The sequence below is a fragment of the Nocardioides korecus genome, from assembly GCF_054778395.1.
Window position 1 is genome coordinate 51,662 of the sequence record NZ_BAAGZO010000001.1, and the last position, 16,679, is coordinate 68,340.

Annotated in this window: 22 protein-coding genes; 9 read left to right on the top strand and 13 right to left on the bottom strand. The window is 74.1% G+C overall.

Annotated features, from left to right (window positions below):
- Positions 1-192 precede the first annotated feature (192 nt).
- From ACYVDA_RS00240 to ACYVDA_RS00260, 5 genes are all read left to right on the top strand, one after another.
- Entirely contained in the window at positions 193-411 is a 219-nt protein-coding gene (locus tag ACYVDA_RS00240; protein WP_460813550.1) for a hypothetical protein, read from the top strand.
- A 5-nt stretch (positions 412-416) separates the two neighbouring features.
- The gene (locus ACYVDA_RS00245; protein WP_460813554.1) at positions 417-896 is read left to right on the top strand and encodes a hypothetical protein; all 480 of its coding nucleotides are present in this window, start codon (positions 417-419) and stop codon (positions 894-896) included.
- Between the two features lie 67 nt (positions 897-963).
- Positions 964-1,260 carry a hypothetical protein gene (locus ACYVDA_RS00250; RefSeq protein WP_460813557.1) on the top strand — a complete coding sequence of 99 codons (297 nt, stop codon included), beginning with the start codon at positions 964-966 and terminating at the stop codon, positions 1,258-1,260.
- Complete coding sequence (locus tag ACYVDA_RS00255; protein ID WP_460813561.1) at positions 1,257-1,685, top strand: hypothetical protein; 429 nt, start codon at positions 1,257-1,259, stop codon at positions 1,683-1,685. Before ACYVDA_RS00250 ends, ACYVDA_RS00255 begins: the two co-directional genes overlap by 4 nt.
- Positions 1,686-1,776: 91 nt before the next feature.
- Positions 1,777-1,929, top strand: coding sequence for a hypothetical protein (locus ACYVDA_RS00260; protein WP_460813565.1), 153 nt, complete (start codon positions 1,777-1,779; stop codon positions 1,927-1,929).
- 210 nt (positions 1,930-2,139) lie between these two features.
- On the opposite strand, the gene ACYVDA_RS00265 is transcribed toward ACYVDA_RS00260, so the two are convergent.
- The 12 genes from ACYVDA_RS00265 to ACYVDA_RS00320 form a co-directional block, all read right to left on the bottom strand.
- Positions 2,140-2,328, bottom strand: coding sequence for a hypothetical protein (locus ACYVDA_RS00265; RefSeq protein WP_460813568.1), 189 nt, complete (start codon positions 2,326-2,328; stop codon positions 2,140-2,142).
- Positions 2,250-3,284, bottom strand: coding sequence for a threonine synthase (locus tag ACYVDA_RS00270; RefSeq protein ID WP_460813570.1), 1,035 nt, complete (start codon positions 3,282-3,284; stop codon positions 2,250-2,252). Before ACYVDA_RS00270 ends, ACYVDA_RS00265 begins: the two co-directional genes overlap by 79 nt.
- An 89-nt stretch (positions 3,285-3,373) precedes the next feature.
- Positions 3,374-4,087 carry a hypothetical protein gene (locus tag ACYVDA_RS00275; protein WP_460813572.1) on the bottom strand — a complete coding sequence of 238 codons (714 nt, stop codon included), beginning with the start codon at positions 4,085-4,087 and terminating at the stop codon, positions 3,374-3,376.
- Between the two features lie 79 nt (positions 4,088-4,166).
- Positions 4,167-5,123 carry a sucrase ferredoxin gene (locus ACYVDA_RS00280; RefSeq protein ID WP_460815047.1) on the bottom strand — a complete coding sequence of 319 codons (957 nt, stop codon included), beginning with the start codon at positions 5,121-5,123 and terminating at the stop codon, positions 4,167-4,169.
- A complete protein-coding gene (locus ACYVDA_RS00285) occupies positions 5,078-6,217 on the bottom strand; it encodes a cupin domain-containing protein (RefSeq protein WP_460813574.1) in 1,140 nt (379 codons plus the stop codon). The genes ACYVDA_RS00280 and ACYVDA_RS00285 overlap by 46 nt, the downstream gene beginning before the upstream one ends.
- Positions 6,218-6,490 (bottom strand): hypothetical protein, encoded by a 273-nt coding sequence (locus ACYVDA_RS00290; RefSeq protein WP_460813576.1) that lies wholly within the window; start codon positions 6,488-6,490, stop codon positions 6,218-6,220.
- Between the two features lie 106 nt (positions 6,491-6,596).
- Positions 6,597-7,433 carry an amino acid ABC transporter ATP-binding protein gene (locus tag ACYVDA_RS00295; RefSeq protein ID WP_460813578.1) on the bottom strand — a complete coding sequence of 279 codons (837 nt, stop codon included), beginning with the start codon at positions 7,431-7,433 and terminating at the stop codon, positions 6,597-6,599.
- A complete protein-coding gene (locus ACYVDA_RS00300; protein ID WP_460813580.1) occupies positions 7,430-8,416 on the bottom strand; it encodes an amino acid ABC transporter permease in 987 nt (328 codons plus the stop codon). Before ACYVDA_RS00300 ends, ACYVDA_RS00295 begins: the two co-directional genes overlap by 4 nt.
- 1 nt (position 8,417) lies before the next feature.
- Complete coding sequence (locus tag ACYVDA_RS00305) at positions 8,418-9,317, bottom strand: ABC transporter substrate-binding protein (RefSeq protein WP_460813583.1); 900 nt, start codon at positions 9,315-9,317, stop codon at positions 8,418-8,420.
- Between the two features lie 173 nt (positions 9,318-9,490).
- Positions 9,491-10,645 carry an imidazolonepropionase gene (hutI, locus tag ACYVDA_RS00310; protein WP_460813586.1) on the bottom strand — a complete coding sequence of 385 codons (1,155 nt, stop codon included), beginning with the start codon at positions 10,643-10,645 and terminating at the stop codon, positions 9,491-9,493.
- Positions 10,642-11,916, bottom strand: a complete 1,275-nt coding sequence (locus ACYVDA_RS00315; protein ID WP_460813590.1) for a formimidoylglutamate deiminase — start codon at positions 11,914-11,916, stop codon at positions 10,642-10,644. The genes hutI and ACYVDA_RS00315 overlap by 4 nt, the downstream gene beginning before the upstream one ends.
- Positions 11,913-13,130 (bottom strand): allantoate amidohydrolase, encoded by a 1,218-nt coding sequence (locus ACYVDA_RS00320; protein WP_460813593.1) that lies wholly within the window; start codon positions 13,128-13,130, stop codon positions 11,913-11,915. Before ACYVDA_RS00320 ends, ACYVDA_RS00315 begins: the two co-directional genes overlap by 4 nt.
- On the opposite strand from ACYVDA_RS00320, the gene ACYVDA_RS00325 reads away from it, so the two are divergent.
- The 4 genes from ACYVDA_RS00325 to ACYVDA_RS00340 all read left to right on the top strand — a co-directional run bounded on the left by ACYVDA_RS00325 (position 13,129) and on the right by ACYVDA_RS00340 (position 15,618).
- Positions 13,129-13,761: a nitroreductase family protein gene (locus ACYVDA_RS00325; RefSeq protein ID WP_460813596.1), complete on the top strand. Its 633-nt coding sequence runs from the start codon at positions 13,129-13,131 to the stop codon at positions 13,759-13,761. The two genes, ACYVDA_RS00320 and ACYVDA_RS00325, sit on opposite strands and share 2 nt — an antisense overlap.
- A gap of 171 nt (positions 13,762-13,932) precedes the next feature.
- On the top strand, positions 13,933-14,076 hold the full coding sequence (locus ACYVDA_RS00330) for a hypothetical protein (RefSeq protein ID WP_460813598.1): 144 nt from the start codon (positions 13,933-13,935) through the stop codon (positions 14,074-14,076).
- A gap of 199 nt (positions 14,077-14,275) precedes the next feature.
- The gene (locus tag ACYVDA_RS00335; protein ID WP_460813600.1) at positions 14,276-14,962 is read left to right on the top strand and encodes a DnaJ family domain-containing protein; all 687 of its coding nucleotides are present in this window, start codon (positions 14,276-14,278) and stop codon (positions 14,960-14,962) included.
- Positions 14,887-15,618, top strand: coding sequence for a class F sortase (locus ACYVDA_RS00340; RefSeq protein WP_460813602.1), 732 nt, complete (start codon positions 14,887-14,889; stop codon positions 15,616-15,618). Before ACYVDA_RS00335 ends, ACYVDA_RS00340 begins: the two co-directional genes overlap by 76 nt.
- A gap of 3 nt (positions 15,619-15,621) precedes the next feature.
- Here the strand turns inward: ACYVDA_RS00340 and ACYVDA_RS00345 are convergent, their stop codons facing one another.
- Positions 15,622-16,641, bottom strand: a complete 1,020-nt coding sequence (locus tag ACYVDA_RS00345) for a M48 family metallopeptidase (protein ID WP_460813605.1) — start codon at positions 16,639-16,641, stop codon at positions 15,622-15,624.
- Positions 16,642-16,679: the final 38 nt, after the last annotated feature.

The following is a 16,679-nucleotide window of genomic DNA, read 5'->3' on the forward strand; positions in this document are numbered from 1 at the left end:
TGATGAGCCTGGGTGAGCCCGGACGAGCGTGGGTGAGCCCCGGTGAGCCCCGGTGAGCCCGGATGAGCGTGGCGGGGCAGTACCCCGTCCACAGGTAGTGGAAACCTGTACGAACCCGTACGAGCCCCCCGGTTGTTTACCCTGCGCGGTGCACGGGCATCGTGGCGGGGTCGGACACGGGAGGGGACGGTCGTGACCATCGACAACTCGGTGCTGCGGAGCGAGATCGACCTGCTGCGCCACGGCGTCGGGGACGCCGCGTCGCTGATGGGCTCGCTGAGACGCAGCGTCCTCTACGTGCCGTGCGCCGGGGAGGTCCCCGCGGAACCGGCCGACACGCCCCGCGCCGTCCGGTCCGGCGACCAGGGCGGCATCCGCTGGATCTACGCCTTCACCAAGTGGTTGCCGTGACCCCGGTGGCTGCGCGGGACAGCCTCACCGTCTTCGTCGCCGGGGACGAGGTTCCGGGACTGATCGTCTACGCCCTGCACGCCCCAGGGGCCCCTTCCTTGGACTGGCCGGTTTCGGACTGGCCTGTCGACCGTGAGCCGACCTCGTTCCGTCTGCACGGCGATCAGTGGGAGGTCGTTGGCTGGGACGTGGCTATGCAGTCGTGGCCGCTCGGTCGCGAATGGCGGGGCGCGGTCCGCACGTTGTTCGACCGCTTGATCGCGGGAGGAGCCGTCATCGCCTGGCTGGGGGCCGAAGGGTGCCCATTCGCGGATCCCCCCGACCTGTTCGCACCCGAGCACATGACCGGAGGAGTTCTGGCCGCCGCGACCCAGCAGGGCGAATTCTTCTGCCCTCTCGACCCCGAGCGCCCTGTCGAAGCGCTCGGGCCTGGAGAAATGGCGGTTCTGCGCGATCGGGCCCGCGGGCTGGCTGACGTTCCATGACAATCGGCGGGCCGCACGAGCGTCGCCACGTGACGACCGTTCGCGCCGAGACGGGATCCTGGTGATCATGTGCCTGGCTGCCCGCAGCGACGACCCGGCAGCGCCGTACCGCCACCTGCAACCGATCGTCGACCTGCTCGTCGCCCACGGCTACGAGGTCCGAGGTGGGGGTTTCCGGCCGACGCAAAGGGCCTGGGAGTGCACGTTCCGCGACCCCATCGATCTCGACCTGGTCCGCCGCGAGTGCAAGCTGCCCGACACGATCACGTTCTCGGAGCAGGAGAACTGCGTCTTCGACAGCCTCAGCTGGTCGGTGATCCAGGGTCCCCGGACCGAAGCGACCCGACCGAGACTGGGCCCGTGACGCCGTCACCGCAGGCGGCGTACTTGACGAGGTTGCTGCTGCTCCTCGCCGAGCACTACGAGTTCCTGTTCCGCCCGGGGTACTACTCGATCGTCGACTCGGTCACGGGCACGGGCATGGGTGCCGCCTGGATCGACCTCCGGTGGAACGGCATCACGCTGCGCTTCTGGACCGAGCGCTCCGAGCAGGGCATCGACATCCGCGTCGAGGCGGAGGACTGGGTGGGGGACCTCGGGCTCGTCCGCGCCTACCTGGGGCGCGGCGACCTGGCGGACGTTCCCGGCATGGACGCCGAGGCGGCGCGTGAGCTCGAGGAGACCCTCCCGGAGTTCGAGCACCACTGGGCCGACGAGGCGGCCAGAGCCGTGCTGATCGAGCAGTGCCGGGTCCTCAAGACGAAGCGCTCCAGGATCTGGTTCGGATGAGGCGGCGTCGACCCCGGTCCCGGTCGGACCGTCCACCGGTCGGGCTCCTCGAGGTGCTCGCGCAGGAGCCCGACGGAGGCGCACCCGCGACGTGGGCAATGCCCAGGCCGTCGCGGTCCTGGCCTCACTCCGGCACTTCGGGCGCCTGCCGGACGAGGCGCAGGCGGCGGCGCGCGCCCGGGTCGGCAAGGACGGCAGCTGGCGGCTCGTCGGGTGGGCGGAACGCGCCTGCACCGCGAGGTGAGCGCCGGCGCGGACGTCGGGTTCGAGCGGGTCGAACTCACCTAGGAGCCCTACGTCGAACCGGCGCACCTGCGCGAGGATCGTCCAGAGGCAGGCAACCGATCTACCGAGACACGCGAGGAGGACCCGTGAGACCCGGCGTGCGTCCCGAGCAGCAGGAGCTCGACCGTCGGCGGGACGCGATCTTCGAGCTGGCCCGCGCCGCGCTGCGCTAGTGCGCGAGGATCTCGGCCATCCGGTCGGCCGACTTCAGCCCCGAGCCGGTGAGCACGAGCACGGTCGTCTGGTCGGGCGTGACCAGCCCGCTCTCGACGAAGTGGGTCAGTGCCGCGGCGGCGACGGCGCTGGTGGGCTCGGCGTACAGGCCCTGGGCGGCGAGGTCCCGCGTCGCCTGCCGCACCGCGTCCTCGGGCACGGCGTGGGCGGCCCCCCGGACCGCCGGATCGCGGCGACGGCCTCGGGCAGCCGCACCGGGTGCGCGATCGAGGCGCCCTCGGCCACGGTCGGCTCCCGCATCGGACGCCGGTGCGGGTCGAGCCCGTTGACGGTGTCGGCCACCGTCGCCCAGTGCTCGGGCTGGCCCACGAGCAGCCGCGGCCGGCGCTCGACCTGACCGGCGGCCAGCAGCTCGCCGAACGCGAGGTCGCAGCCCAGGACGGTGCTGCCGCCGCCGCACACCAGCACGACGTTGTCGGGCGCGCGGTGGCAGAGCTGCTCCCAGAGCTCGTAGCCGAGGGTCTTCGTGCCCTGCAGGAACATCGGGTGCCACGCGTGGCTGGCGTACGTCAGCTCGCCCGAGCGGCGCACGGCCTCGGCGGCCACCTCGTCGCGGGTGCCGCCGACCAGCTCGATCGTGGCCCCGGACGCGCGGGTCTGGAGGACCTTGGCCGGCGAGGTCGTCTCGGGGACGAGGACGGTGGCGCGGAGGCCGGCTGCTGCGGCGTACGTCGCCACGGCCGCGCCGCCGTTGCCCGAGCTGTCCTCGAGCACGTGGGTCGCCCCCTGGGCGCGCAGGTGGGTGAGCATCACCGAGGCCCCGCGGTCCTTGAAGCTCCCCGTCGGGTTGGTCCACTCGAGCTTCGCGTGGACGTCGACCCCGGCCCACCGGGTCGGCACCAGCGGCGTCCAGCCCTCCCCCAGGCTGACGCGGGCGGCAGGGTCGACGGGCAGGGCCGCGGCGTACCTCCACAGGGAGCGCTCGCCGACGTCGACCTGCGCGGGCCGGAGCCCGGGCAGCGGGCCCACGGCCAGCGGACCGCCGTCGTCCCCGCGCCACCGGAGGTCGTCGAGGGCGTAGTGGCGACCCGATCGGTCCACGAGGTACGCCGACCCGTGCCGCACGTCGCTCCTCCTCACCGGGTGCGCCTCGCGCGTCCCGCTGGCTCGAGTGTCACACCACCGTCGTCGGCCCCGCTCCGCGAGGACCGTGACGTTGCACTCGACGGTCAGCTCACCGTGGTCGGCAGCGCGCCGGCGCCCCAGTGCTCGCGCGCGGCGGCGGTCTGCTCGGCGTCGAGCTGGGTGACCTCGAGGTCGGGCCAGGGCAGCTCGGCGGCGCGCAGGAGCAGCAGGACCGCCTCGACGACCTCCTCGGGCAGGTCGTCGGACAGCGCCAGGCTCGGGGTGTCGATGCCGCGGCTGGTGCGGGTCAGCGCCCAGGCGTGGTCCTCCAGCCCGGCCAGCAGCTCCGGCCCGTCGGTCGCGACGCCCAGCGCGGCGGCCAGGACGCCGCCGAGGTCGGCGTCCGGCTCGAGGGCGACCGGGCCGACGAGGTGGCGCTGGCCGGCCTGGTCGGCGTACTCACCCTGGAGGAGGCGGCGCAGCTCGGCCCCCGGCAGCCGCGTCGGGGACTCCAGCGACGGGTCGACGACGACGGTGGTGACCTCGAGACCGACCAGGAGGGCGTGCAGCTCCTTGGGGCGCAGCAGGCGCACGTCGCCGACGTCACCCTGGGCGGCCGTGAACGCGTCGAGGGAGTCGCTGCCGAGGAAGACCGGCAGCAGGGTCCCGCCACCGTCGCGCCCGACCAGCGCCTGCTCCTCGCGCACCAGGACCCCCACCGGCACGCTGGCCAGCAGCGTCGCCACGGTCTCCTCGTCGTGCCCCGCCAGCGCCAGCCGCAGCGCGGCCACCGGGTCCGTCTCGGTCGTCTCGGTCATGGCCCCACCCTCCCACCCGCGTCGGTCGGGCAGGGCCCCGACGGCGGACCTGGCGGCCACGCTCGACCGCCGGAACGGGTCAGAGACGGTGGGGCGTGCCCGAGGCGAAGGAGGCGGCGGTGCCGGGGCCGGCGGCGCCGCAGGTCAGCCGGGCGGGCTCGCCGACGACGCGGGTGACCTCGACGCCCCACTGCTCGCCGGCGCGCTCGAGGACGCAGGTGCTCCCCTGCCAGCGGACGAACCGCACGGAGCCGATGCGGTCGTCGCCGAGGTGCCGGCGCAGGGTGATCTCGGCGTGCTGGGCCGACATCGCGACCGCGGAGCGTCCGCGCAGCCGGTCCAGGTCGAGGCGTCCGGACTCGTGCAGGTCGGCCAGGACCGGGGCGGAGACCGGGTCCATCCGGCCGTAGTACAGCCCCTCGGGCAGCACCAGCAGATTGGCCGCGAACCGGTCGCCCCCGACGTGGGAGACCTCCCAGGTCGCGTCGGGCCGGAAGCCGGTGAGCACGGCGGCGACAGGCCGACCGCGCTCGGCGCAGCAGGCGTCGTGCTTGCCGTGGGTGCAGACGGCGTACGCCGGCCCCTCGACGCGGTCCCAGTCGGGGACCTCGCCCCGGGCGATCGCGGCGACGTCGAGGTCGAGGACGCCGCGGTGGTCCGCGACGGTCGTGGCGACCAGGACGCGGCGGCGGGGGAACGCCGCCATCACGGCGTACGCCGACCCGCGGCGTGCCCGGTCGTGCCGCCGGACCAGCAGCACCTTGAGCCCGCGGTGACCGCTCAGGTGGGCCTGGACGTCGGCGTCGAGCCGGCTGTCGCGCAGCACCGCCGCGCCCCAGGGGCCGTGGTGCTCGACCAGCAGGAACGCCTCGACGTGGGTGGCCGTGCCGGCCAGGTCGTCGCCCCGCTGCTCCGCCGCGACCGAGCACCGGAACCGCTCAGGGCGCCCGAGTCCGGCCAGCGGGTCACCCGGCTCGACCGGCTCGGCGCTCAGCGGACGACCTCGAGCAGACCCTCGCGGACCAGGCGCCGGCAGAGCACGACCCCCGAGGCGGGGTCGAGGCCGAGGTCGGCGGGCGTGAGCGTGGCGGCCGCGCGCACCCGCTCGACGGCGTCGGCGACCCGGAGCGGGACGCTCAGGACGCGGTCGCCGAGCAGCACGTCGAGGTGGTCCTGCGCCGGGCGCAGCACGCAGGGCTTGCCCGGTCGGCGGCGCAGCGTGGTGGCGGGCGTGAGGTCGTCGAGGGAGAGCCGGTCGACCAGCGACCCGCGCAGGTGGGCGCCGCGTCCCTGGAGGAACGAGCGCACCTGCGACTCGGCCACGGCGGCGGCGTCGGTGGTCCCGACGGCGTCGGCCAGGGAGCGCAGCCGCTCGGCCAGCCCGTCGGCCACCCCGGCAGGGTCGTCGAGGTAGCCCGCGGGCAGGTGGGCGTCGGCGTCCAGCGCGGCCATCGCCTCGGTCACGGCCCGGTCGAGCAACGTGCGCCAGGTGAGCTGGTTGATGCCGATGGTCACGTGCAGCGAGACCGTGTCCTGGGCGCGGGCGGCATGGGGGGTGCCGGTGGGGAGGTACATGCTCAGCCCGGGCCGCAGGAGCACCTCGCGAGGCCCCTCGGTGGACTCCCCCGGCGCGGGGTGGACCTCCCACAGCTTCTCGCCGTGGGTCTGGAACACGAAGACGTCGTGGCTGTCGCTGTGGACCGCGAAGCCCTGGGAGCCGGGCGGGGTGAGGTAGGCGTTGGCCTGGCAGGGGTGACCCAGGGCGAGCTCGAGCTCGGCGACCAGGCGGGTCAGCGGCAGCCAGTAGCGGTGCAGCCCCTGGAGCACGACCGTCGCGCCGCCCTCGACGAGGTCGATCACCTTGCGGGCGTCGACCAGGCCGGTGAGGTTCTCGCCGGCGATCGTCGCCCCGCTGCGGGTGAAGCGCGAGGCGGGCAGGACCGCGCCGTCCTGGGCGACCCGGACGGCCGGGGTCCGGATCGCGGTGGAGGTGAGGAGCTCGTCGACGTCGTCGAAGGACAGCAGCCCGACCAGGTCGCCGGGCTCGCCCTCGTGGACGTGGACGTGCGACGCCCAGACCTTCTCCACGAAGGTCCGGGCGTCGCCGCTCAGCAGGTCGAGAGCGTCCACTCAGGCGTCGGAGGCGTCCGAGTCGGACCCGTCGGTGCCGTCGTGACCGGCGGTGTCGCTGCCGGGGGCGTCGGCGGGACCGTGGGAGGAGCCGTCCGAGGCGTCGGAGTCCGAGCCGTCGGTGCCGTCGCTGGCGTCGGTGTCGCTGCCGGGGGCGTCGGCGGGACCGTGGGAGCCGCCCTCCGCACCCTCGCTGGCGGTGCCACGGCCGGTGGCGTGGCCGCTGGTCTGCATCTCGTCGTCGCCGAGCGGCTGGTCGGGGGTCTCTGACATGGTGCCTCCTTCAGATCGCACGGCGCCGCGTTGCGCCGTACGTGGCCCGTGCCCGATCCGCCGCGATCGAATCACCGACCCGCCGCGGAGGCGTGCGTGCGACCGGTCAGGCCTCGTCGGCGAGCGCGCGCTCGTGCAGCGTCTCGGCGTACTGCTCGTTCTCCTCGCGGATGCGGGACAGGAAGCTGCGCGTGCGCTCGTGCTGGGGGTTGTTGATGACGTCGGCCGGGGCGCCCTGCTCGACCACGACGCCGCCGTCCATGAAGACCACCCGGTCGGCCACGTCGCGGGCGAAGCCCATCTCGTGGGTCACCACGATCATGGTCATGCCGCCGCGGGCCAGCTCGCGCATCACCGAGAGCACCTCGCCGACCAGCTCGGGGTCGAGCGCCGAGGTCGGCTCGTCGAAGAGCATCAGCTTGGGGTCCATCGCCAGGGCGCGTGCGATCGCGACCCGCTGCTGCTGGCCTCCGGAGAGCTGCGAGGGGTAGGCGTCGCAGCGCTCCCCCAGCCCGACCCGACCGAGCAGCTCGCGACCGCGCTTCTCGGCCTCGGCCTTGGAGGTGCCCTTGACCTGGATCGGCCCCTCCATGATGTTCTGCAGCGCCGTCATGTGCGGAAACAGGTTGAACCGCTGGAAAACCATGCCGATCTCGCGCCGCTGGGCCGCGATCTGCTTGTCGCCGAGGCGGTGCAGCTTGTCGCCCTTCTCGACGTAGCCGGCGAGGTCGCCGTCGATCCAGATGCGTCCGCCCTGGATGGTCTCGAGCTGGTTGATGCAGCGCAGGAAGGTGGTCTTGCCCGAGCCCGAGGGGCCCAGCAGGCAGATCACCTCCCCCGAGGCGACGTCGATGTCGATGCCCTTGAGCACCTCCACGCCGTGGAAGGACTTGTGCACGTTGACCGCGTGCACGAGGGGGAAGTCGCTGACCTCGGTGCTCACAGGGCCGCCTCCTGGGTCGTCGTGCCGGCCGCGGGCTCGGCCGCGCTGGCCGGCCCCTTGGTGCCGAAGCCCTTGCCGAAGTAGCGCTCGACGTGCATCTGGAGGTACATCAGGACGCTGCAGATCAGGAGGTACCACAGCGTCGCCGCCACGGCGACGTCGAAGGTCTGGAAGGTGCGCGCGCCGATGGCGCGCAGCTGGGTGAAGAGCTCGTTGCTCACCGGGACCGCCAGCAGCAGCGAGGTGTCCTTGAGCATCGCGATGGTCTCGTTGCCGGTGGGCGGCACGATCACGCGCATCGCCTGCGGCAGCACCACGCGCCGGGTGGCCTTGCTGCTGCTCATGCCCAGCGCGCAGGCGGCCTCGCGCTGGCCCGGGTCGACCGAGAGGATGCCCGCACGCGCGATCTCGGCCATGTACGCCGCCTCGGACAGCCCCAGGCCCAGGATGCCGCCCACGAGCGAGCTGAAGAGCGTGTTGGCGTCGAGGTTGAACAGCACGAGCTGGTGGTCGAAGCCGAGGAAGTGCATCACCTGCGGGCCGAACGGGACCCCGATGCCCAGGCCCTTGGGGAAGACCGCACCCAGCGCGCCCATCATGAACAGGAGCACGTAGCGCGGGATCGCCCGGAAGAACCAGGTGTAGGTCCAGGCGGTGAGCGAGAGCACCTTGTTGTCGGACAGGCGCATCACCGCGAGCAGCACCCCGAGGAGCACCGCGATCAGCATCGCGACGGCGGTGGCGAGCAGCGTGCCCATCAGCAGGCCGCGCAGCACGGGGGTCTGGATCATCGCCTGGCCGATGAAGCTCCAGTCGAACGCGTCGTTGGTCAGCAGCAGGTGGACCAGCTTGGCCGCGAACAGGGCGATCACCGCCGCCGCGACCCACCGCCCCGGGTGGCGCACGGGCACGGCGTCGATCGTGCCCGGGCGGTCCTCGGTCGAGGACCGCCCGGCGCCTCCCCGCGGGGCGGTGTCGCTCATGTCAGGACGTCGGGTTGATCTTGAAGGTGCTCAGCGCGCCCTGGTCGACGCCCCACGCCTTGAGGATCTTGGTGTAGGTCCCGTCGGACTTGAGCGCCTCGAGCGCGGCCACGACGGCCTTGCCGAGCTCTGGCTGCTTGGGCGGCAGCACGTAGCCGTAGGGGGCCGCGTCGTAGATGCTGCCGACCGACTGCAGCTTGCCCTTGGACTGCTTGACCGCGTAGGCCACGACCGGGGAGTCGGCGAGCATCGCGTCGTCCTTGCCGGAGGCGACGGCGGCGGTGGCCTCGTCCTGCTTGTCGTAGCGGTCGACCTTGACCGGCTTGCCGGCCGCGGCGCAGGCCTTGACCTTGGCCGGGAGGTCGTCGGTGTCCTGCACGGTGTTGGTCTGCACGGCGACGTTGAGGCCGCAGGGCTTGTCGGTGTTGACCTTCTTGGGGTCGCCCTTGACGGTGGCCCACTGGGTGCCGGCGTTGAAGTAGGAGACCATCTGCGCGACCTTGAGGCGGTCGGCGTTGATGGTGAAGCTGGAGACGCCCACGTCGTACTTCCCGCTCTTCACCACACCCGGGATGATCGAGTCGAAGCCGGCGTTCTGGAAGGTGACCTTGAGGCCGAGCTTCTTGGCGACGGCGGTGAACAGGTCGACGTCGAAGCCCTGGATGGTCTTGCCGTCGCCGGCGACGAACTCGCTCGGGGCGTAGCTGGCGTCGGACCCGACGGTCAGCGTGCCCTTGCTCTTGATCGAGGCGGGGACCAGGGCGGCGGCGGACTTGTCGGTCCCGGAGCCGGTGTCGACCTTCTTGGTGCTCGACCCGCTGTCCAGCGAGCTGGACCCGCACCCGCTGAGGGTCAGGGCGCCGACGACGAGGGCCGAGGCGAGGTAGGTGGTGCGCTGCATGAGGTTCCTCCTGCGTGGGGTCGGACCCGATCCCGACGATGGTGTGCTGGTGGCGAGCAGTTCAGGCCCCCCGGGCCGCGTCGTCGAGGCCGTGTGTCGGCGAATCCTGCCACCTGTGTCTGACAGCGGGCAGAACGCCACGGGTTTTGCTGCTCATTCGTGACGATGCCGGGTCAGCCGCCGATCACCTCGGCGACCAGCGGGACCCCCGGCCGGTAGGCCAGGTGCACGTGGGTGGGGGCCTCGAGCACGGTCAGGTCGGCCCGCGCACCAACCCGCAGCACGCCCACGTCGTCGCGGCGCAGGGCCGCGGCCCCGCCGGCGGTCGCGGCCCAGACCGCCTCGGCCGGCGTCATCCGCATCTCCCGCACCGCCAGGGCGACGCACAGCGGCACCGACGAGGTGTAGCAGGAGCCGGGGTTGCAGTCGCTGGCCAGCGCGACGGTGACGCCGGCGTCGAGGAGCGCACGGGCGTCGGGGTACGGCGACCGGGTGCTGAACTCGACGCCCGGCAGCAGCGTCGCCACGGTGCCGCCCGCGGCGAGCGCCTCCACGTCGGCGGCGTCGAGGAACGTGCAGTGGTCGACCGCGGCCAGGCCCAGTTCGCACGCCAGCCGCACCCCGGGACCGGGACCGAGCTGGTTGGCGTGCAGCCGACCCTCGAGCCCGTGGGCCCGGCCCGCGGCCAGCACGGCCCGGGCCTGGTCCTCGTCGAAGGCGCCCCGCTCGCAGAAGACGTCGATCCAGCGCGCGTGGGGGGCGGCCGCCTCGAGCATCGGGCCGGTGACCAGGTCGACGTACGCCGCGGGGTCCTCGGCGTGCTCGGCCGGCACCACGTGGGCTCCGAGGAAGGTGGTCTCGGGGGTGAACTGCCGCGCGACGGCCAGGGAGCGGGCCTCGTCGTGGACGGTCAGGCCGTAGCCGCTCTTGATCTCGACGGTGGTCGTGCCCTGCCGCCGCATCTCGGCGACGTGGCGCGCCACGGTCGCGGTGAGCTGCTCGTCGGTGGCCGCACGGGTCGCGGCGACGGTGCGCCGGATGCCGCCGGCGGCGTACGACTCCCCGGCCATCCGGGCGGCGAACTCGTCGGCCCGGTCGCCGGCGAAGACCAGGTGGGAGTGGGAGTCCACGAAGCCGGGCAGCACCGCCCGACCCCCGAGGTCGCGGGCCGCGTCGGCGGCGGGGGCGTCGGCGCGACGGCCGACCCAGGCGACCCGACGGCCCTCCAGGACGACGGCGGCGTCCGCGACCAGCCCGTGAGGGGTCCCGTCGTGGACGGGGTCGTTGGTGGTCAGCTCGGCGATGCCGGTCAGCAGCAGGCTGGTCATGCGGGGTTCCTCTCGGCAAACCTCTGGGGGGTCACGACGTCGGCCGCGCTCGCCGCCATCACCAGGGTGTCGGCGCCGGCCCCGGTGCGCCGCGTGCGCACCGAGTCCAGGTCGACCTCGACCAGGTCGGCGCGCTGGCCCACGGCGATCCGGCCGGCGTCGGGGAACCCCAGGCTGGCGTGGCCGTCGTACGTCGCCGCGGCCAGCAGCTCGGCCGAGGTGAAGTGGCCGCGCTCCTGGCTGGCCAGGCGCTCGTGCATCTCCACGGCCCGCATCTCCTCGAACAGGTCGATCACGGCGTGGCTGTCGGAGCCCAGGGTGAGCACCGCCCCCGCGTCGACCAGGCGCCGGGCCGGTCCGATGCCGTCGGCCAGGTCGCGCTCGGTCGTGGGGCAGAAGCAGACCCGGGTGCGGCTCCCCCCGAGCAGCCGCACGTCGTCGCCGGTCAGGTGGGTGGCGTGCACCGCGGTGGTCAGCGGCCCGAGCGCCCCGGCCTCGGCCAGCAGCTGCGTCGGCGTCCGGCCGGTCGCGGCCAGGCAGGCGTCGTTCTCGGCGACCTGCTCGGAGAGGTGGACGTGCAGCGGGAGACCGGCGGCGGCCTCGACGACCGTGGCGAGCTGGGCGGCCGGCACCGCCCGCACGGAGTGGATGGCGGCCCCCACGCGCGGGTCGTCGAAGGCGGCGAGCCGCTCGGCCCAGGCGTGGGCGTCGCCGTCGGAGTAGCGCACCTGCACGCCCTCGGGCTCGCGGCCGAACCCCGCGGCGAGGTAGCAGGTGTCGAGCAGCCGGATCCGGATCCCCGCGTCGTCCGCGGCGGCCAGGAGGGCGCGGCCCATCTCGTTGGGATCGGCGTACGGCGTCCCGTCGGGCTGGTGGTGCAGGTAGTGGAACTCCCCGACCGCGGTGATCCCGGTGGCGCGCATCTCGGCGTACGTCTCCCGGGCGAGCTCGAAGTAGGAGTCCGGCGTCAGCGAGGCGGCCACGGCGTACATCTGCTCCCGCCAGGTCCAGAACGACCCCCGCCCCCCCGCCGTACGCCCCCGGAGGGCGCGGTGGAAGGCGTGGGAGTGGCAGTTGGCGAGCCCGGGGATGGCCATCGTTTCCCCGGCTAGCCGGGGAAGCGTCGGGTGGTCGGCCGAACGTTCGGCCGATGACCCGACTGGTTGACCGATCACCTCCACCTCGGTGATCAGACCCCCCGCCACCTCCAGCCGTACGCCGGCCACGGAGCCGTCCGGCAGCAGGGCGTGGCGCAGGTCGAGCCGCGTCATCGCACGAGCATCTCGAGGGCGTCGGTGAGCGCCTCGACGCCGGCCAGGCAGTCGGCCACCGAGGCGTGCTCGGCCGGGGAGTGGGAGACTCCGGTGGGGTTGCGGACGAACAGCATCGCGGTCGGGATGCCCGCGGAGGCCAGGACGCCGGCGTCGTGACCGGCCTGCGTCGGGATCACCGGCACCCCGGTCGGGACGGAGCCGTCGAGGGCACCGACCAGGCGCGCGGTGAGGCCGGCGTCGAAGGACACCGCGCCCGAGACCGACTCGGCCGTCACCTGCAGGGCGGTCCCGTCGCGCTCGGCGCGCTCGGAGCCCCGGCGCTCGACGGCGGCCACCAGCTCGCGCAGGTCGGCCTCCGACGCGCAGCGCGCGTCGAGCCAGGCGCTCACCCGCGAGGGCACCGCGTTGGTGCCGTTGGGGACGACCTCGAGGCGGCCGAAGGTGGCCCGCTGACCGGCGCGCCGGGCCTCCTCGACGGCGGCCAGCGCGGTCGTCGCGAAGGTCAGCACCGGGTCGTGCCGGTCCTCCATCCGGGTCGAGCCGGCGTGGTTGGCCTCGCCGGTGAAGTCGAAGCGGTAGCGGCCGTGCGGCCAGATCCCGCTGGCCAGACCCACCGCCGCGTCGCGGTCGACGAGGTCGCGGCCCTGCTCGACGTGCAGCTCCACGAAGCAGCCGACCCGGTCGAGCCAGGACGCGCGTCCGAGGTCGGGCTCGACGCCCGCCGCGGCCATCGCGTCCAGCAGCGGCACGCCGTCGCGGTCGCGCAGCTCCCGGGCGGCCTCGACCGAGGTGACCCCCGCCGCCAGGCGGGACCCGAGGCAGGCCAGCCCGAACCGCGACCCCTCCTCCTCGGCGAAGACCCCCACGAGGACCGGGCGCGAGGGCTGCACGCCGCGCTCGCGCAGGCGGTCGAGGGCCGCGAGGGCGGAGACCACGCCGAGCGGGCCGTCGTACGCCCCGCCGTCGAGCACGGAGTCCAGGTGGGACCCGACGAGGACGGCGTCGCCGTCGTGCGGGGAGCCCCACGTGGCCACCAGGTTGCCGTTGCCGTCCGCCTCGGGCACCAGGCCCCGGGCGGCGCACTGCTGGACGAACCACGCCCGCAGCTCGGTCTCGGCGGCGGCGTACGGCTGGCGGAAGTAGCCCCCGCTGCTCGCCGACCGCCCCAGCGGCGCGAGGTCGGCCCACATCTGCTCGAGGTCCTCAGGCATGCTCGCCCCCATGGAGTTCCAGGACGTCGTACGCCGACGGCGGATGGTGCGCGACTACACCGACGAGCCCGTCGACCCGGCCGTCGTCGACCGCGCCGTGCGCAACGCCACCCGGGCACCCAGCGCCGGCTTCACCCAGGGCTGGGGCTTCCTCGTCCTGGACGACGCGGACGACGTGGCCCGCTTCTGGGAGGCCACCGCCGAGGACACCACGCAGCCCGACCGCTGGCTGGCCGGCATGATGCGCGCCCCGGTCGTGGTGGTGCCGTGCTCGAGCAAGGCCGCCTACCTCGGGCGCTACGCCGAGGCCGACAAGGAGCGCTCCGACCAGCGCTGGCCGGTGCCGTTCTGGCACATGGACGCCGCGATGGCCTCCCTGCTGGTGCTCCAGACCGCGGTCGACGCGGGGCTCGGAGGCTGCTTCTTCGGCGTCCCCGGCGACCGGCGCGACGACCTCCGCGCGGCGTTCGGCATCCCCGCCGCGTTCACCCCGGTCGGCGCAATCACGCTGGGTCACGCCGCGCCCCGCGAGGGCTCCGACGGGGCCCAGGGATCGCCGTCGCGCCGGGCGCGCAAGCCCTCCGACGAGGTCGTGCACCACGGCCGGTGGGGCGTTCCGACCCGGGCGTGAGGGGTGGGGGCAGGGCATGGGAGCAGTCCACCGCGACCCGGCGCCGACCGCCAGCACCGACCGGACCGAGGCGTCTCGTATCCAAGACTTCACCGTTGGGGTTTGTGCCCACCTGGTACGGGTACTGATCCGCTTGACCGGGGGTTTTCACCTAGTGAAGGGAGACAGGACATGGTCGTCCTGGGACTTATTCTGCTGATCGTCGGGCTTGTGGCACACATCCCGATCCTGACCACGATCGGCGCGATCCTGCTGATCGTCGGCCTGATCCTCAACCTGGTGCCGATCGGTGGCACCAAGCGTCGGGTCTTCTAGCCCCGACGCAGCTGGCACCACCGCACGACAGCACCACGCACCACGCACTGGCTCGAGGGCCCCGTCCTACGCGGTACGGGGCCCTCGTGGCGTTCCCGGACGCCTCCACCGACCCAGACCGACCCAGACCGACCCGGACCGACCCGGACCGCCCTCCCGGGTTCGAGGGGATCCGTAGGCTGGGGGCGAGGTGATCCCCGTGCCCCCGCCAGAGACCGAGCCCAGCGCATCCCACTCCGACGACCCGGCGCCCCGCGGACGTCGCGACCCACGCGTCGGGGGCCCCGACCCGGACCGGGCCCGTGACGCCCGCACCGGCCAGGGTGCCGCCGTCTCGCGGATCCACCACCAGGCCCGCTGGGTCGACCTCCAGATCCAGCAGGCGATGGCCCGCGGCGACTTCGACGACCTCCCCGGGGCCGGCAAGCCGCTGGGCGACCTCGGCTCGCCCCACGACCGGGACTGGTGGCTGCGCCGGCTCATCGAGCGCGAGCAGATCACCGGGGTGCTCCCCGCCGCCCTCCAGCTGCGCAAGGAGGACGCCGAGCTCGACGCGCTCCTGGACCGGGAGACCAGCGAGAAGGTGGTCCGCGGCCTCCTCGAGGACTTCAACCGCCGCGTGGTGGAGGCCCGCCGCCAGCTCCAGGGCGGGCCGCCCGTGGTGACACCCCTGCGCGACGTCGAGGCCGAGGTGGGCCACTGGCGGGGTCGTCTGGACGCGCGCCGCCGGACCCGCACGGCCCCCCCGGAGGAGAACGGGCCGGCCGGGAAGTCCGGGCAGTCCGGGCCCGGGCCCCGGCGTCGGCACTGGTGGTCCCGACGGCCCCGGACCTCGCCGACCCCGCCGCCCACGCCGCCCTCGCCGCCGACGGACGGCACCGGGTGAGCCGCTCCGCGCGCACCCTGGCCCTCGCCGCAGGTCTGGTGGTCGTCCTGGTCGTCGCCGCCCTGCTCGTGGTGCGCACGCAGCGTGACGACAGCCGGGCACGGGCCCGGTCGGACGCGCCGGCCGGGGCCACCCCGGCCCCGGCGTCGCGGGCCGCGACGCCGACCCCGCTGCGCCCGGCCTGCCCGGCGACGGCCCGACCCTTCGAGCCCACCAGCATCGACGTGCGCGGCGTGGGCCGGCAGATCGCGGTGCTCACCCCGCCGCGCGACGCCCAGGGCGTGCCGGGCACGCCGCCCCTGACCACCGCCGGCAAGCGGGTCTTCGCCTTCGACCGCGGCCAGGGCGTCCAGCCGGGCGACCGCCGCGGCAACGTGCTGCTCAACGCCCACACCTACCCCGACGGCAGCGCGCTGGGCAACGACCTCCTGCGCAGCACGACCAAGGGCGACCGCATCGTCGTGCACGGGGCGGCCGGCCGGCGCCTGTGCTACACCGTCCGCGAGGTCACCCAGGTCCGGGCGAGCCAGGGCTTCCCGGCGTACTACGCCACGGCCGGGCGGCCGCAGCTGGCGATCATCGTCTGCTCGGGGCGTCGCCTGGGTCCGGGCGAGTGGGAGGACCGCACCATCTTCTTCGCCTCCCCCGGCGCCTGAGGGCTACCGGTCGCGGCGCAGCGCCTCGTCGAACCAGCCCTTGACGCTGCCGACCACGCCGGCGGTCTCGTGCAGCAGCCGCCCGAGCGCGTCCTGGGTGCGGGCGAAGGTCTCGGCGTAGCTCTGCGCCGCCTCCTTGGCCGCGTCGCTGACCGGTGCGGTGGCGTCCTCGTCGCGGCGGGCGTACTCCCCGCCCAGGACCCGGGTGTAGTCCCCGCTGTCGACCCAGCGCCGGAGCTCCTTGGCCCGCACGACGGCGAAGGGGTGCGACTGCCCCTCCACGAGCATCAGCTTGAGCAGCGACTCGCGCAGGTCGCCGCTCTCGTCGTACTCCGTGCCCTGGGCCAGGAACGACGTGGCGTCGAGGTCCTCGAGGTGCCCGCCGCTGGCCGTCTTCATGTGCACGCGCACGGCCACCGAGGGGTCCTGGGTCGCCAGCAGGCCGGCCCGGTCGGCGGACAGCTCGGCCTTGCGCGACCACTCCATCAGCGCGGCGACGATGACCCGGTAGCCCATCCCGCCGATCAACAGCGAGCCCAGCACCCCGCTCAGCGACAGCAGCCGCTGCAGCAGCGTCTGGTAGACGGCGTGGCCGCTGACCGCGTGGCCGAGCTCGTGGGCGATCACGAAGCGCAGCTCCTCCTCGTCGAGGAGGTCGACCAGCGCGCTGTGGAGCACGATCGTGGGGGTGTTCATGCCGATGGTGACCGCGTTGAGGGTCGGGTCGGCCACGACGTACATCTCGGGCAGCTCGGGGACGTCGAGCGTCGTGCCGACCTCGCCGAGCAGCCGGTGCAGGCGGGCGAACTGGCGGTCGTCGACCCTGATCGCCGAGCCCAGCAGCTGCAGCCGGACCGCGCGCTCGTTGAACATGCCCGACAGCGCCTTGAGCACGGTGTCGAAGCCGCGCAGCCTGCGCAGCGCGACCAGGGCCCCGCGGTCGGCGGGGTGCTCCCAGGCCCGCGAGCTGATGCCCGTCAGGACCGTGCGGGGACGGGCAGGTCGGGCAGGGCGCTCGGGCATGCGCGGATCATCCCCTGCGCCCGGCCGGCGCGTCCGTG

Excerpts from the sequence above, each read along its gene's own strand:
- ACYVDA_RS00275 (WP_460813572.1), bottom strand. The coding sequence starts at position 4,087 with ATGACCGAGACGACCGAGACGGACCCGGTGGCCGCGCTGCGGCTGGCG.
- ACYVDA_RS00305 (WP_460813583.1), bottom strand. The coding sequence starts at position 9,317 with ATGCAGCGCACCACCTACCTCGCCTCGGCCCTCGTCGTCGGCGCCCTG.
- ACYVDA_RS00290 (WP_460813576.1), bottom strand. The coding sequence starts at position 6,490 with ATGTCAGAGACCCCCGACCAGCCGCTCGGCGACGACGAGATGCAGACC.
- ACYVDA_RS00300 (WP_460813580.1), bottom strand. The coding sequence starts at position 8,416 with ATGAGCGACACCGCCCCGCGGGGAGGCGCCGGGCGGTCCTCGACCGAG.
- ACYVDA_RS00345 (WP_460813605.1), bottom strand. The coding sequence starts at position 16,641 with ATGCCCGAGCGCCCTGCCCGACCTGCCCGTCCCCGCACGGTCCTGACG.
- ACYVDA_RS00320 (WP_460813593.1), bottom strand. The coding sequence starts at position 13,130 with ATGCCTGAGGACCTCGAGCAGATGTGGGCCGACCTCGCGCCGCTGGGG.
- ACYVDA_RS00330 (WP_460813598.1), top strand. The coding sequence starts at position 13,933 with ATGGTCGTCCTGGGACTTATTCTGCTGATCGTCGGGCTTGTGGCACAC.
- ACYVDA_RS00315 (WP_460813590.1), bottom strand. The coding sequence starts at position 11,916 with ATGACGCGGCTCGACCTGCGCCACGCCCTGCTGCCGGACGGCTCCGTG.
- hutI (WP_460813586.1), bottom strand. The coding sequence starts at position 10,645 with ATGACCAGCCTGCTGCTGACCGGCATCGCCGAGCTGACCACCAACGAC.
- ACYVDA_RS00325 (WP_460813596.1), top strand. The coding sequence starts at position 13,129 with ATGCTCGCCCCCATGGAGTTCCAGGACGTCGTACGCCGACGGCGGATG.
- ACYVDA_RS00250 (WP_460813557.1), top strand. The coding sequence starts at position 964 with ATGTGCCTGGCTGCCCGCAGCGACGACCCGGCAGCGCCGTACCGCCAC.